The 14359-nt window shown below is 73.1% G+C and carries 11 protein-coding genes; 6 read left to right on the plus strand and 5 right to left on the minus strand.

The features are described from left to right. Positions 1 to 154: 154 nt before the first annotated feature. The 3 genes from ACGFNI_RS02375 to ACGFNI_RS02385 are packed head-to-tail and all read left to right on the plus strand — an operon-like array spanning position 155 to position 3142. A complete protein-coding gene (locus ACGFNI_RS02375) occupies positions 155 to 1126 on the plus strand; it encodes an ATP-binding cassette domain-containing protein (protein ID WP_393679808.1) in 972 nt (323 codons plus the stop codon). Next, positions 1126 to 1854, plus strand: a complete 729-nt coding sequence (locus ACGFNI_RS02380) for an ABC transporter permease (protein WP_393679809.1) — start codon at positions 1126 to 1128, stop codon at positions 1852 to 1854. The genes ACGFNI_RS02375 and ACGFNI_RS02380 overlap by 1 nt, the downstream gene beginning before the upstream one ends. A 49-nt stretch (positions 1855 to 1903) precedes the next feature. Continuing rightward, on the plus strand, positions 1904 to 3142 hold the full coding sequence (locus tag ACGFNI_RS02385; RefSeq protein ID WP_393679811.1) for a sensor histidine kinase: 1239 nt from the start codon (positions 1904 to 1906) through the stop codon (positions 3140 to 3142). A gap of 162 nt (positions 3143 to 3304) precedes the next feature. Here the strand turns inward: ACGFNI_RS02385 and ACGFNI_RS02390 are convergent, their stop codons facing one another. Then, the gene (locus ACGFNI_RS02390; RefSeq protein WP_393679812.1) at positions 3305 to 4462 is read right to left on the minus strand and encodes a Cmx/CmrA family chloramphenicol efflux MFS transporter; all 1158 of its coding nucleotides are present in this window, start codon (positions 4460 to 4462) and stop codon (positions 3305 to 3307) included. A 1210-nt stretch (positions 4463 to 5672) separates the two neighbouring features. Continuing rightward, the gene (locus ACGFNI_RS02395; protein ID WP_393679814.1) at positions 5673 to 6092 is read right to left on the minus strand and encodes a hypothetical protein; all 420 of its coding nucleotides are present in this window, start codon (positions 6090 to 6092) and stop codon (positions 5673 to 5675) included. A gap of 187 nt (positions 6093 to 6279) precedes the next feature. Here ACGFNI_RS02395 and ACGFNI_RS02400 point away from each other — a divergent pair, with 187 nt between their 5' ends. After that, entirely contained in the window at positions 6280 to 6918 is a 639-nt protein-coding gene (locus ACGFNI_RS02400; protein WP_393679815.1) for a response regulator, read from the plus strand. A 26-nt stretch (positions 6919 to 6944) separates the two neighbouring features. On the opposite strand, the gene ACGFNI_RS02405 is transcribed toward ACGFNI_RS02400, so the two are convergent. The 3 genes from ACGFNI_RS02405 to ACGFNI_RS02415 all read right to left on the minus strand — a co-directional run bounded on the left by ACGFNI_RS02405 (position 6945) and on the right by ACGFNI_RS02415 (position 12017). Further along, positions 6945 to 8390 carry an MFS transporter gene (locus ACGFNI_RS02405; protein ID WP_393679816.1) on the minus strand — a complete coding sequence of 482 codons (1446 nt, stop codon included), beginning with the start codon at positions 8388 to 8390 and terminating at the stop codon, positions 6945 to 6947. 144 nt (positions 8391 to 8534) lie between these two features. Beyond that, positions 8535 to 9728: a lipid-transfer protein gene (locus tag ACGFNI_RS02410; protein ID WP_393679818.1), complete on the minus strand. Its 1194-nt coding sequence runs from the start codon at positions 9726 to 9728 to the stop codon at positions 8535 to 8537. A 48-nt stretch (positions 9729 to 9776) separates the two neighbouring features. Then, positions 9777 to 12017: an acyl-CoA dehydrogenase gene (locus ACGFNI_RS02415; RefSeq protein ID WP_393679819.1), complete on the minus strand. Its 2241-nt coding sequence runs from the start codon at positions 12015 to 12017 to the stop codon at positions 9777 to 9779. Positions 12018 to 12641: 624 nt separating this feature from the next. Between ACGFNI_RS02415 and ACGFNI_RS02420 the strand changes: the two genes are divergently transcribed. Both ACGFNI_RS02420 and ACGFNI_RS02425 read left to right on the plus strand, forming a co-directional pair. Then, entirely contained in the window at positions 12642 to 13325 is a 684-nt protein-coding gene (locus ACGFNI_RS02420) for a class I SAM-dependent methyltransferase (protein ID WP_393679821.1), read from the plus strand. Between the two features lie 19 nt (positions 13326 to 13344). After that, positions 13345 to 14259, plus strand: a complete 915-nt coding sequence (locus ACGFNI_RS02425; RefSeq protein ID WP_393679823.1) for an N-acetylmuramoyl-L-alanine amidase — start codon at positions 13345 to 13347, stop codon at positions 14257 to 14259. Positions 14260 to 14359 lie beyond the last annotated feature (100 nt).

Raw genomic sequence — 14359 nt, forward strand, 5'->3', positions numbered from 1 at the left:
GGCTCTCATGTATAGCCGATCGGCCCGGCACCCGGAAGACCCCTGACGCGTCGTCAGATACAGCGTCGCGGGGCCACCCTGTGACATTTGTCAGGGGACATCACCCACATCCGCCACTGTCCCTTTCCCGGACACGCTCCGTAGTCTCCCTGACATGACGACCACAGGCAGGACGGTCACGCGGCAGTTGCCCGGACCACAGGGGGCGGCGGACGACGGCGCCGATGCCGCGGTGGAGTTCTCCGGTGTCACCCGGAACCACGGCGCGGTACGGGCGGTGGCGGGCATCGACCTGCGCATAGCGGCCGGTGAGACGGTGGCGCTGCTCGGCCGCAACGGCGCGGGCAAGTCCACCACGATCAACCTGCTGCTCGGCCTGCTGCCGCCGGACACCGGCACCGTCCGGCTGTTCGGCACCGCCCCGGAGGCCGCGGTACGCGCGGGCAGGGTCGGGGCGATGCTCCAGGACGGCAAGCCGATACCCCGGGTCACCGTCCGCGAGCTGCTCACCTTCGTCGCGTCGGCGTACCCCGCGCCGATGGACGTCGACGAGGCCCTGGAGCTGGCCGGGCTCGGCGGGTTCGCCGGCCGCCGCATCGACCGGCTCTCCGGCGGCCAGGCCCAGCGGGTCCGCTTCGCGGTGGCGCTGGCGGGCAACCCCGCGCTGCTGGTGCTCGACGAGCCGACCGCCGCGCTGGACGTCGAGGCCCGCCGGGCGTTCTGGCGCGCCATGCGGGCGTACGCGCGGCGCGGCCACACCCTGCTGTTCTCCACCCACTACCTGGAGGAGGCGGACGCGCACGCCGACCGGATCGTGGTGCTCGACCGCGGCCGGGTGGTCGCCGACGGCAGCGGCGACGCCATCAAGCGGCGGGGCGGCGGCGCCCTGGTCGCCTTCGATCTCGCGGGCGCGCCGACCGGCCCGCTGTCCCGCCTGCCAGGCGTCGGCTCCGTCGAGATCCGCGGCGACCGCGCACGGCTGCGCAGCACCGACCCCGACGCGACGGTCGTCGCGCTCGCCGGGCTCGGCCTCGTACGCCGCCTGGAGGTCGCGCCCGCGTCCCTGGAGGACGCCTTCCTCACGCTCACCTCCGCCCCGGAGCCCGGCGCGAAGGAGGCCGTGTGATGTTCGGCTACGTCCGCCTGGAAGTCCGCCGCACGCTGCGCGACAAGGGCTTCCTCGTCTTCGGCATCGGCATGCCGGTCCTGATGTACCTGCTGTTCACCCGCCTCGGTACCGGTGCGGGCGGCGCCTCGATGGAGTGGAAGGTCTCCGCGATGGTCGGGATGGCCGCGTACGGCGGCCTCGGCGCGGCCATCGGCACCGGCACCGGCGTCGCGGAGGACAAGAGCCTGGGCTGGCTGCGGCAGTTGCGGGTCACCCCGCTCGGCCCGGTGCGGGTGGTGGTGGGCCGCGGGCTGACCGGCTCGGTGACCGTGCTGCCCGCCGTCGGCGCGGTCCTGCTGGCGGGCGCGCTGGTCAACGGCGTACGGCTGCCGCTGTGGCAGTGGGCCGCGCTGCTCGCGCTGCTGTGGGCCGGCACCGCGCCCTTCACCCTGCTCGGGCTCGGCAACGGCTACCGGCTGTCCTCCCAGGCCACCGGCCTTGTCAACACCGGGTGCCTGATGCTGCTCGCCATCGTCGGCGGCCTGTGGTTCCCGGCCGACGCGTTCCCCGGCCCGCTGCGCTCGCTGTCCGTCTGGACACCCGCCAACCGCTTCGCGGACCTCGGCCGGAGCGTCACCGCGGGCACCGCGCCGAGCCTGACGACGGTGGCGGTCATGCTGGCGTGGCTCGCGCTCTTCGGCGGCTACGCGGTCCACGCCTACCGCAGATCGACACGGGTGATATGACCGTTCCGGAGCCGCCACCCGCGGCACGGACCCGACCTGGGGAATCACAGTGCGGAACACGAAACGACGGCGCACGGCCGGCGGCCGGTCCGGTGGCGGCGAATGGTCCTGCCGCTCCTGGTCGCCGGACCCGGCCGGAGCCACGGCGGCAGGGGACGCCGTCCGGTCCAAGGGGCCGGGCAGATACACCTTCCTGCCCTGGCTGCTGATGGGTCTTGGCGCCTTCTCCAACATCATCCAGGGCAGGTCGGGCAACCCCTGGCTGGCCGGCGCCGGGCTGCTCGCCTTCAACTCCCTCTACATCAGCGTCGTCTTCTTCTCCTTCAACCCGCGGCTGCGCGACTCCCGTTACCCGCTCTACGCGCTCGGCGCGCTGACCGCGGTCACCTACGCCATCGCCCTCGGCTTCGGCGGCAACTGGTTCCTGTTCTTCCCGCTGCTGTCCCTGGCGTCCGGCACCGTACGGAAGCTGCGCGGCAGGAAACTGGCCCTGTGGCTGGTGACGCTCAGCGGCTCGGCCGGATACCTGACCGGCTGGCACGGCGGCGACCCGGGCGACTCCTTCGGCATCGGCTACGGCACCTTCCTGTCCGGCATGGTGACGGCGACGGTACTCAGCCTCTTCGACACCATCCGCGAACTGGACGCCACCCGCCAGGAACTGGCCCACAGCGCCGTGGAGAAGGAGCGGCTGCGGTTCTCCCGCGACCTGCACGACCTGCTGGGCCACACCCTGTCCGTGGTGGTGGTCAAGGCGGAGGCGGTCCGCAGGCTGGCGCCGCGCGACCTGGACGCCGCGCTCGTCCAGGTCACCGACATCGAGGCGGTGGGCCGGCAGGCGCTGACCGAGATCCGCGAGGCGGTCAGCGGCTACCGCGAGGGCAGCCTGACCACCGAACTCGACCGCGCCCGCTCGATGCTGGAGGCCGCCGGCATCGACCCCGTCGTACGGCAGTCAGGCCCGCCGCTGCCCCCGCAGACCGGTGCGCTCCTCGGCTGGGTGGTACGCGAAGGCGTCACCAACACCGTGCGGCACAGCGGCGCCACCCGCTGCGAGATCGAGGTGCGGGGCGACGCGGACCGGGCACGCCTGACCGTCACCGACGACGGGCGCGGCCCGGCGGGGACGCCAGGACCGTACGGCGGCAGCGGCCTGAAGGGCCTCGCCGAGCGCCTGGCCGCGGCCGGCGGCACCCTGGAGGCCGGCCCTGACGGCCGCCGCGGCTTCCGCCTGATCGCCGAACTTCCGGTGGAGGAGGGCGAGATGGGCGAGGCGGCGGAGGCGTGACGAGGGGCGGCCGGGGTGTGAGGGGGCACGGCCGGCGCCCCTGGCGACGGCGGGTGCGCGCGGGGGCGCGCCCAGCACCCACGGGGTTCAAGCCCGCCACGGCCGCCCGGTGCCCCCGTACGGTTCAGCCCTCCACAGCCACCCGGTGCCCCCGTACGGGTTTCAGTCCGCCACAGCCACCCGGCGCCGTACGCCGCCCGCCACCGCCGCGACCAGCAGCGCGAGCGCCACCAACGCGGCGCTCACCCCCAGCGGCGAGCGGTAGCCGAGGCCCGCGCCGATGGCCAGGCCGCCGCACCAAGGACCCAGCGCGCCACCGACGTTGAAGGCGGCGGTGGCGAAGCCGCCGGCCAGGGTCGGCGCCCCGGCCGCCGCGTAGAGGGCCTGCGAGATCAGGGTGGAGCCGACACCGAACGAGAGGGCGCCCTGGACGAAGACCAGGACCGGCGCAACCACCGGGCTGCCGGCCGTCAGCGCGAGGAGCAGCCAGCCGGCGAGCAGCGCCGCGCCGCCCGCCACCAGCAAGTGCACCGGACGCACATCGGCGAACCGCCCGCTCACCCGGACACCGACGAAGGACCCCGCGCCGAACAGCGCCAGCATCACCGGCACCCCGCCCGCGCCGTATCCGGTGACGGTGGTGACCAGCGGCGCGAGGTAGGTGAAGGAGCAGAACGTCGCGCCGTTCACCAGGGCGCCCAGCAGCAGGGTCACCCGCAGCCGCGGGGCACCGAGCGCCCGCAGCTCACCGCGCAGCGCCGGTGCGGCGGCGTCCGGGCCACCGGCAGGCACCGACCGCAGGGCGATCAGGGCCGGCACGGAGAGGGCGGCCACCGCCCAGAACGCCGCCCGCCAGCCCCAGTGCTGGCCGAGCAGAGCACCGGCCGGCACCCCGGCGACGCAGGCCAGGGTGACACCGCCGAGCAGGGCGGAGGTGGCCCTGCCCTTGGCGTCGGCCGCCACCATCGCGGTCGCCGCCACCAGCGCCACGGCCAGGAACCCGGCGTTGGCCAGCGCGGCGACGATCCGGGTGGCGAGCAGCACCGGGTAGCTGGTGGTGACGGCGGCGACGACGTGCGCGAGCAGGAACGTGACGAGGAAGGCGAACAGCGCGCGGCGCCGGGGCCGGCGGCGGCCGATGGCCGCCATCAACGGCGCGCCGATGATCATTCCCACCGCGAACGCGGCGGTCAGCGACCCCGCCGCCGGTACGGAGACCCGGAGGTCATGGGCGATGTCCGGCACCAGGCCGGACAGCATGAACTCCGACGTCCCCATGGCGAAGACGGCGAGGGACAACAAAGGGATGACAAAGGGCATGACAGGGAACTCCGCAACCACAACGTGGATCGACCGGAAAGGGATCGACTGGCAGCGGTGGTCACGGCGCCGGGCAGCGCCCCGCCGGAACCCCGGCACCCGGACCGCAACAGGCCGGGCACATCGGGCAGTTCGTCACCGTGAGCGGCAGGACACGCAACCACCGCGGGAGGGGCAGGCGGTGCCGGAAAGGCACATCGGCACCGGCACGGACCACAACTCCCGTACTACGGCGCTCCGGTGGCGGAGGCGGGGAACACAGCCCGGCACCCGCGCAGGGCAGAACGCTGCGGCTGAGGCGGGCAGGGGCCACCGGACGCGGTGGCTAGCGTCTTGACGCCTCGGGGCTGGACATGACCGCAGCGTACGAGGGCCCGGAGGACGGCGTCCAACCCTTTTCGGGTTGAGGCGCGGGACGAGACCGGCGCCGCACGACGACGCGACACTCTGCACGGCACGACGACACGACGCTCCGTACGGACCCGGTCCGGACCCGTACGGAGCGAACGGTACGACTGTGACGCGATCCGGCCCTGATCCCTAGGCGGCAACACCCGCCGTGCAGACCGCGAAAGCCCTCAGGTCTTCAGCGGCGTTTCCGACATTCTTGCCACGGATGATCCATGACCCGCCGGAAGCATAAGAGAAGTCGAAGTGGAGATTTCCCGTGGTGCCGGTACCACCGCCACCCCCGGTGGGGACCTGACCCGCCCCCTGTCCGGGCTGGAGTGTCACGTTGGGGCCGAATAACCCGTACCGGCGGTGAGTGCCACGATGACCGGCATCCATAAGAACCTGGCTCGCTTCATTTCCACCTCACGCTTGCCGCGACAGTGACGGGAGACAAGCTTCCCCGCCCGCCCCCACCCCGCCCCCACAGCACACGGCGCACCACCGGCCGGCGAACCGGGCACCGGTGACGCGCTCCGTAAGGCAGCCGACCCGCTATCACTGAATTCAGTCGTCGTTGATGACCAGGAAATCGACGGCGGTGGCCAGCACTTGGGCGCGCCCGGCGTGGTGAGCGGATATTCCGCGATGGAGGCAAATACCCGCGAATTCGGCGTGATACCTCACGGTGGACCCTCCGAGCGGATCCAGATCAAAATGTACGGGTGTTCGCAACCGGCGGGAACGGCCCGGGTGTGCTTCCCCATTGCCGGGGCCCGCCGCGTGTGACGGACGCGGCGGGCCCACTGCGTACCACGTGTCAGCGAACGGTGACCGTCTTGACGGGCGAGGTCCGCTCCACGACCGGGTGCTTGGCCTGCGGAGTGTCGGACCCGTACAGCACGGCGCGGAGCTGGAGGGCGCCGCGATGCGCCGCCTTCACGGACGTGTTGACCTTCGCGTCGCCATAGGCGGCGCTCAGCTTGCCGCAGGTGACGGCGTGCCACGCGCCATGACTGCCGGTGCGCTGCTGGATGCAGGTACGCAGGTACGCCGCCGCGTCATCGTTGCCGCTCGCCGCCACCTTGACGGTCTGACCGACGGTCACGGTGCGCGGTGTGACGGTGAGGTCGATGCCGCCCTTGGCGAAAGCGGGAGCCGCGGCCAGGGCGACCACGGCTGCTCCCATCGCGCCGACGGTGGCCATGCGCAGGGAACGCCTCTTCGTGTCGAGCATCATGTTCCGTCCCTTTCATCGGGGTATTCAACTGCCGTGCCAACTACCGGAATTGCCCGTTGATCGGCACACTCTCGACCGATGAGACGGTACGTCCCGGGAGGGCGTTGCCTTCCGGTTCGTCAGGGGATCGCAAAGGCGGCGAGGCGACGGGGGCCGGCTCGGACCGGTCGCTGGCTACCCTGATCCCATGACTGACGTGCCCGACGAGCCCCCCATGAGCCCCGTGAAAGTTCTCCTCGCCGAGGACCAGGGGATGATGCGCGGTGCGCTGGCGCTGCTGCTCGGGCTGGAAGCGGATATGGAGGTCGTCGCGCAGGTCGCGGCGGGGGATCAGATCGTCGGGACCGCGTTGGAGACCCGGCCGGACGTGGCGTTGCTCGACATCGAACTGCCGGGGCGCAGCGGGCTCGACGCGGCGGCCGAGCTGCGGGAGCGGTTGCCGTCCTGCAAGGTCCTGATCGTGACGACGTTCGGGCGGCCGGGGTATCTGCGGCGGGCGATGGAGGCCGGGGCTTCGGGGTTTCTGGTGAAGGACGGGCCGGTGGAGGAGCTGGCGGCGGCGATCCGGCGGGTGCTGGCCGGGGAGCGGGTGATCGATCCGGCGCTGGCCGCCGCGGCGTTGAGTGCCGGGCCCAATCCGCTGACGCCGCGCGAGCGGGATGTGCTCACCGCTGCTGTGGACGGGGCGACCGTCGCCGATATCGCGGGCCGGGTGCACCTGTCGCAGGCGACGGTCCGCAACTACCTGTCAGCGGCGATCGGCAAGACCGGTACCCGTAACCGCATGGAGGCGGTGCGGGCGGCCCGGCGCAACGGCTGGCTGTAGCCACAAGCGCCGGGCGTGGGCCCGGCTCACCCGTGGGCCGCGCCCGCCCGGCGCCCGGGCAGGGCGACGGCCATCAGCGCGATGGCGGCCAGCAGGATCAGCGCGCCGACGTGGAACGCCAGGCCGTAGCCGCTCGCCAGGGCCTCGGCGCCGTGGCCGGTCAGCGCGCGGGCGGCGGCGACGGTGGACAGGATGGAGAGTCCCAGGGCGCCGCCCATCTGGCGTGAGGTGTTGACCAGTCCTGAGACCAGGCCCTGGTCGCCGGGGGCGGCACCGGATGTGGCGATGGCGGCGGTCGGGGTGGCGGCCAGCCCGGCGCCGAGCGCCATCAGGATGCCGGGGCCCAGGAGCGTGCCGAGGTAGGTGCCGTCGGCGCCCATCGCGCCCTGCCAGGCCATGCCGCACGCGGAGATCAGCGCGCCGGTGAGGGCGAGGGTCTTGGCGCCCGTGCGGTTCATCAGCCGCGGTGCGATCTTCGAGCCGATGACGATGCTCAGCGAGTGCGGGATGAAGGAGATGCCGGCCTGCAGCGGCGTGTAGGACAGCACGTTCTGCATGTAGAGGGAGAGGAAGTACCACATCGAGAACATGGCGGCGCCGGACAGTACCATCGCGGCGTTGGCCGATGAGACCGTCCGCAGCCGGAACAGGCCGAGCGGCATCAGCGGCGCCTTGGCGCGTGCCTCGACGGCCACGAATGCGGCGATCACGAGGAGTCCGGCGACCAGCGGAAGCAGCGCGTCGGCCGAGCCCCAGCCGGCCGTCTCGGTCTGCACGATGCCGAACGCGACGAGGCCGAGCCCGCCGGTCGCCAGCACCGCGCCCGGTACGTCCAGCCGCCGGCCCGTATCCCGTCGGCTCTCGGTGAGCCAGAGCACCGCGCCGGCCAGCACCAGCGCCCCGATGGGGACGTTGATCAGCAGCACCCAGCGCCACGACAGGTACTGCGTGAGCACGCCGCCGACCAGGCCGCCCACCGCGCCGCCGCCGGCGCCGACCGCCGTCCAGGTGGCGATGGCGCGGGTGCGGGCGGGGCCGGTGGGGAAGGAGGTGGTGAGGATGGTGAGGGTGGCCGGGGAGAGCACTGCCGCTCCGACGCCCTGGATCGTGCGGGCCGCGATCAGCTGCCAGGGTTCCTGCGCGAGGCCGCCGGCCAGGCTCGCGAGGGTGAACAGCGCCAGACCGACGACGAATATCCGCTTGCGCCCGAAGATGTCGGCGACCCGGCCGCCCAGCAGCATGAAACCGGCGAAGGTGATCAGGTAGGCGTTGACGATCCATTGCAGGCCCAGCTCGCTCAGGCCGAGTCCGGTCCGTACCGCGGGCAGCGCCACGTTGACGACGGAGACGTCGAGGACGACGAGGAACTGGCCCGCGCAGACCAGCAGCGTCACGATCCAGGCGGGTGCCGCCGAACGGCGCGGTGGTGCGGACAGGAGAGCGGGAGCGACTATCGGGGGCATGCGGCCCATATTCGCACCGGGCCTCCGGGCGCCGCATCGGGATATCGGGGCATCCGTCGCCCCGCCCGGGACCTAGGACTTCCGGCGGACGCCGCGGGCCCCGCCGCACCGGCGGATCCGGGTGCTCGGACGCCAACTCCCGCCCCTCCGGGCTCACTTGCGGAGCAAGGTCACCACCGCGGCGCCGCCCAGGCCGATGTTGTGCGCGAGTCCGGTCCTGGCCCCTGCGACCTGCCGCTCCCCCGCCGTGCCGCGCAGCTGCCAGACCAGTTCCGCGGCCTGCGCGAGGCCGGTGGCACCGAGCGGGTGACCCTTGGAGATCAGGCCGCCCGACGGGTTGACGACCCAGCGCCCGCCGTACGTCGTGGCGCCGTCGGCGGCCAGCTTCCCCGACTCTCCGTCCCCGCACATCCCCAGCGCCTCATACGTCAGCAGCTCGTTGACCGAAAAGCAGTCGTGCAGTTCGATGACGTCCACATCCTCGATGCCGAGACCGCTCGCCTCGTACGCCAGGCGAGCCGCGGCGCGGGAGACCGGCTTGCCGACGACGTCGATGCAGGATCCGGAGGCGAAGCTCTCCTCGGTGTCGGTCGTCATGGCCTGCCCGGCGATCTCCACCGCCTGTTCCTGGAGGCCGTGCGCGCGCACGAACCGCTCGGACGCGACGACGGCGGCGGCCGAGCCGTCCGATGTCGGGGAGCACTGGAGTTTGGTCAGCGGCCGGTGGACGGTCCTGGATTCGAGGATCTCGCCGACCGTGTAGACGTCCTGGAACTGGGCGTTGGGGTTGTGCGCCGAGTGCCGGTGGTTCTTGGCGCCGACCGCGGCGAGCTGCTCCACCGTGGTGCCGTAGCGGTCCATGTGCTCGCGTGCGGCGTTGCCGAAGATCTGCGCGGTGGGCGGGGTCATCTCGAAGCCGTGCGTCTGCGCCATCAGGCCGTAGTGCCGGGCGACCGGGGACGTCGCGAAGTCCTTGCTGTCCGCGCCGCCGCCGAGCGCGCCGCGCTGCATCTTCTCGAAGCCGAGCGCCAGGACGCAGTCGTTGACACCCGCCTCGACGAACTGGCGCGCCATCATGAGCGCGGTGGCGCCGGTCGCGCAGTTGTTGTTGACGTTGTAGACGGGGGCGCCGGTCAGGCCCAGTTCGTAGGCGGCGCGCTGGCCTGCCGTCGATGCCTGGTTGCAGTAGCCGACCGGCACCTGCTCGACCGTCTCGTAGCCGATCCCGGCGTCCGCGAGCGCCTTGCCGCCCGCCTCCTTCGCCATGTCCCAGTACTGCCAGTCGCGGCTCTCGGGCTTCTCGAACTTCGTCATCCCGACGCCGACGATGTACGCCTTGCCAGTCATGCGTGTCCTCCTGGGGAGTCACCGGTCGGTTGTGGCCCAGCCGTCAGATCAGGGGCGGGGCTCCGGGTCGCGCGGCAGGCCGAGCAGCCGTTCGGCGACGACGTTGAGCTGTACCTGTGTGGTGCCGCCCGCGATGGTCAGGCAGCGCGACATCAGGAAGCCGTGCAGGGCCCGGTCGCCCGCGCCCTCGCGCACCGCGCCATCCGGGCCGAGGAGTTCCAGCGCGAGTTCGGCGGTCTTCTGCTGGTGTGCGGTCTGGACGAGCTTGCGGATGCTGGCGCCGGCGCCCGGTTCCTGGCCGGCGACCTGCTGGAGGGTGGTGCGCAGGGCGATGCAGCCCAGCGCGTGTGCCTCGGCCGCCAGGGCGCCCACCCGCGCCCTGACGGTGGCGTCGAGCCCGGCCGCACGGTCGATGAGCGTCTGGAGGCCGGTGTCGAACGTCATCTGGTCGGCCATGTGCACCCGTTCGTTGCCGAGCGTGGTGCGGGCGACCTTCCAGCCGTTGTCGACCTCGCCGACCACCGCGTCGGCGGGCAGCAGCACGTCGTCGAAGTACACCTCGTTGAACAGCGCGTCGCCGGTGATCTCCGTCAGCGGCCTGATGTCGATGCCGGGGCTCTTCATGTCGACGACGAAGAACGTCAGGCCCCGGTGTTTGGGTGCGTCCGGGTTCGTCCGGGCGAGCAGGATGCCGTACCCCGCCCACTGGGCGGCCGATGTCCACACCTTCTGGCCGTTGACCCGCCAGCCGTCCTCGGTGCGCTCCGCCCGGGTGCGCAGCGAGGCCAGGTCGGAGCCCGCTTCCGGTTCGGAGAACAGCTGGCACCAGAGCAGGTCGCCGCGGAGCGTGGCGGGCAGGTAGCGCTCGCGCTGCGCGTCGGTGCCGTGCGCGAGGAGCGAGGGGACCACCCAGGTGGCGATGCCCAGTCCGCCGACCTTGACGCCGGCGGCGGCCAACTCCTGCTGGACGGCGAGCTGTTGGACGGGGCCGGCGCCCAGTCCGTAGGGCTCGGGGAGGTGCGGGGCCGCGTAGCCGGTGGGGGCCAGCGCGCGGCGGGCGGCTGCCGGGTCGAGGCCGCGTACGCCGTCGATGACGGTACGGGCGCGGGCGCGGTGTGCGGCGGCTTCGGCGGGGAGTTCGAGGCGCAGGGTGCGGCGGGCGCCGTCGGCACCGTGCCGGGCGGCCCGTATCCGGTGGCTGTCGCCGCCGCCGAGCAGCTGGCGGGCGACGGTGGCCCGCCGGAGGTAGAGGTGCGCGTCGTGTTCCCAGGTGAAGCCGATGCCGCCGAGGACCTGGAGGGTGTCCTTGGCGCAGCTGAAGGCGGCGTCCAGGGCGGTGGCGGTGGCCAGCGCGCCGACCAGACCGCGGACGCCGGGGTCGGCGTCGAGCGCCTGGGCGGCGTCCCAGACCAGCGCGCGGGCCTGTTCACAGCGGACCAGCATGTCGGCGCAGAGGTGTTTGACGGCCTGGAACTGGCCGATGGGGCGGCCGAACTGCTCGCGTACGGCGGCGTGCCGGGCGGCGGTCCGCAGGCTGTGCCCGGCCGCACCGCAGCTCTCGGCGGCGAACAGCACCCCGGCCAGGTCGAGGACCAGCTCGCCGTCGACGGCGAGCACCCGGTCAGCGGGCACCGGCACGCCGTCGGCACGCACCTCGGCGGTGTGCCGGGTCGGGTCGGCGCTCTCCTGGACGCGTACGGACAGCGCGGTCGCGTCGACGGCGAGCCAGACGGTGCCGGGCGCCCGCAGCTCGCCGCTGTCCGGGCCCGTCTCCGGTGGCCGGGGCTCGGCCGCCGCTTCCGCCGGCCGTGGCTCGGCGGCCAGCACGATCAGGTCCGCGTCGCCGCCCGCCAGGACGGGGGGCGCGGTGCCGTCGATGACGTAGCCGTCGGCCGTGGCGACGGCGGTGAGCGAGCCGGCGCCGAGCGCGACGGCGCCGATCAGGGCGCCGCCCGCCAGGTCCGTCACGAGGTCGCGCCGGCCGCCGCGGCGCAGCAGTTCGGCGGCCAGCGCACTGGGCAGGTACGGGCCGGGGAACGCGGCGGCGCCCAGTTCCTCCAGGACGACGGCCAGGTCGAGAAGGGTGCCGCCGCCCCCGCCCATGGCCTCGGGCAGGTGCAGCCCCAGCAGTCCCTGGGTGGCGAGCGCGTCCCAGTGGGCGGGCCTGCCGCGGTGCGGCGGCGAGGTGTCGAGCAGCTTGCGCACCTCTTCGGGTGGCACGGTCCTCGCGACCCAGCCGCGCGCCGCCTCGGCCAAGTCGCGTTGCTCTTGCGTGATTCCGATGCCCATGGCGCGCAGAGTAGAACACGTTTCAATATGACGGAAGGTCAGCGGGCGGGTGGAGGGCGGGGCCGGAGAGGCGGGGTGCGGGGAGACGGGGCGCGGGGCGGGGCTTCGCCGCCGTGGGGCCGTGCCGCGGGGCCGTGCCGTCCCTGAGCGCGCATGCCCGCCGACGGGAATCCGCTGCCGGACGCATTCCGTCAAAACGCCGTGGTGGCGAACGGCGAGAACACTCCGGTGAATTCCGTCCCGTCCGCGCATTTCCGCACCGGCCTTCCCGCCCTCGCCGTCACGCACCTCACGTCCACGAATTCCGCACCTCCCGCCCCGGAAGGAGCGGAAGGAACGGGAGGAGAGAGACGGATAGCGGGGCAGGAGAACGGGAACGGAGAGAATCGCGGACGGTGTCACCTCGCGGAGAGACGAGCAGGGAAACGGCCGCGCTCTCCGGAATGCGAACTCCGGATTCCTCCTTTCGTGCGGTGCCGCCACGAACGCACCGGCCCCGTACCCACCTCCCGCCGCACCACCCGCACTTCGCCCCTCCCGCCCCGTACGGCACGATGAGCCACCGGACCGCACGGCGCACCGGACCGCACGGTCCGCCGGACCCGCACGACCAGGAGGAAGCCCATGGCCGCTCCCACCGCTCCCCCGCCCGAGCAGCAGCCGGCGGGCGCCGGGCCAGGACCGGAGATCCTCGCCGCCTTCGAGGCGGCCAAGGGCTTCATGCCGGTGGACGAGGGCCTCGCGCTGTACGCCGCCGCGGTGCGGGCGGCGGCGCTCGGGCTGCCGCTGGTGGAGGTCGGCACCTACTGCGGGCGTTCCACGATCCTGCTCGCCGATGCCGCCCGTGCCGCCGGGGTCGTCGCGGTCACCGTCGACCATCACCGGGGCAGCGAGGAGCAGCAGCCGGGCTGGGAGTACCACGATCCGGAGGTCGTCGATCCGGAAGTGGGGCGGATGGACACCCTGCCCGCCTTCCGGCGCACCCTGCACGCGGCCGGTCTCGAGGACCACGTGATCGCGCTGGTCGGGCGGTCGCCGCAGGCGGCGGCGGTCTGGCGGGCGCCGGCAGGGCTGGTCTTCGTCGACGGCGGGCACACCGACGAGCACGCCACCGCCGACTACGAGGGCTGGGCGCCGCACGTCGCGGACGGCGGGCTGCTCGTCATCCACGATGTCTTCGCCGACCCGGCGGACGGCGGCCAGGCGCCGTACCGGATCTACCGCAGGGCCCTGGAATCCGGCGCGTTCACCGAACTGTCGGCCCACCGTTCCTTGCACGTACTGCAACGCACCGGGCCCGGCATCTGAGCGGGCTACCATCGCCGACGTGTTCAACGGCAGCCCTCGTCCCGCACCCCGGCGCCCGCGCGGTGTCCTCGTCGTCACGCTGGTGGCCCTGGTGGCCGCCGGGGTCGCGAGCTGGCTGATCTGGCGCCCGGCCGGCGGGAGCGAGCCGCCGCGGGCCGCGCCGGGAGCGTCAGGGACGCCGTCCGACGGCGCCTCACCCGGCGCGGACCCGCACGGCGGTAAGGGCGGTAAGGGGAGCGACGGGCAAGGCGGCGGGCCCGGCGCCTTGCGCGGCAAGGTCGTCGTCATCGACCCCGGCCACAATCGGCGCAACCGTGACCACCCGGAGCGGATCGCCCGGAAGGTGGATGTCGGCAACGCCCGCAAGGAGTGCGACACCACCGGCACGTCCACCGACGACGGCTACGCCGAGGCGTCCTTCACACTGGACGTCGCCCGCCGGGCCCGCGCCCTGCTCCGCCAGGAGGGCGCGAAGGTGGTGTTCACGCAGGACGGGGACCGGGCGTACGGGCCGTGCGTGGACGAGCGGGCCGGGGCGGGCAACGCGGCGGGCGCCGATGCCGCGGTCTCCGTGCACGCGGACGGTTCGGCGGCCGGCAACCGCGGCTTCCACGTCATCCTTCCGGCGCGGGTCAGGGCGGGCGGCGCCGACACCTCCGCGATCGTCGGTCCTTCCAGGGATCTGGGGCAGCGGCTGGCGGGCCGGTTCGCCGCGGTCACCGGAAGCGCGCCGTCGAATTACCTCGGCCACGGAACGGGACTCGATGTCCGTTCCGATCTCGGTGGCCTCAACCTCTCGAAGGTGCCGAAGGTGTTCATCGAGTGCGGCAATATGCGCGACCCGAAGGATGCGGCGCAATTGACCGATCCGCAATGGCGGCAAAAGGCGGCGCGCGGGATCACCGAGGGCATTACGGACTTCTTGGCGCGATGAACGCGGAAGCGGGCCGCGTTCTCGATACCGTGCCGATACCGCTTCCCGACCGGCAGGACGACCCGACCACCCGGGCGATAGGTTCCCCTTTACGATGGTG

Origin of the sequence: Streptomyces sp. NPDC048644, from assembly GCF_043199105.1 — a bacterium.
GTDB lineage: Bacteria > Actinomycetota > Actinomycetes > Streptomycetales > Streptomycetaceae > Streptomyces.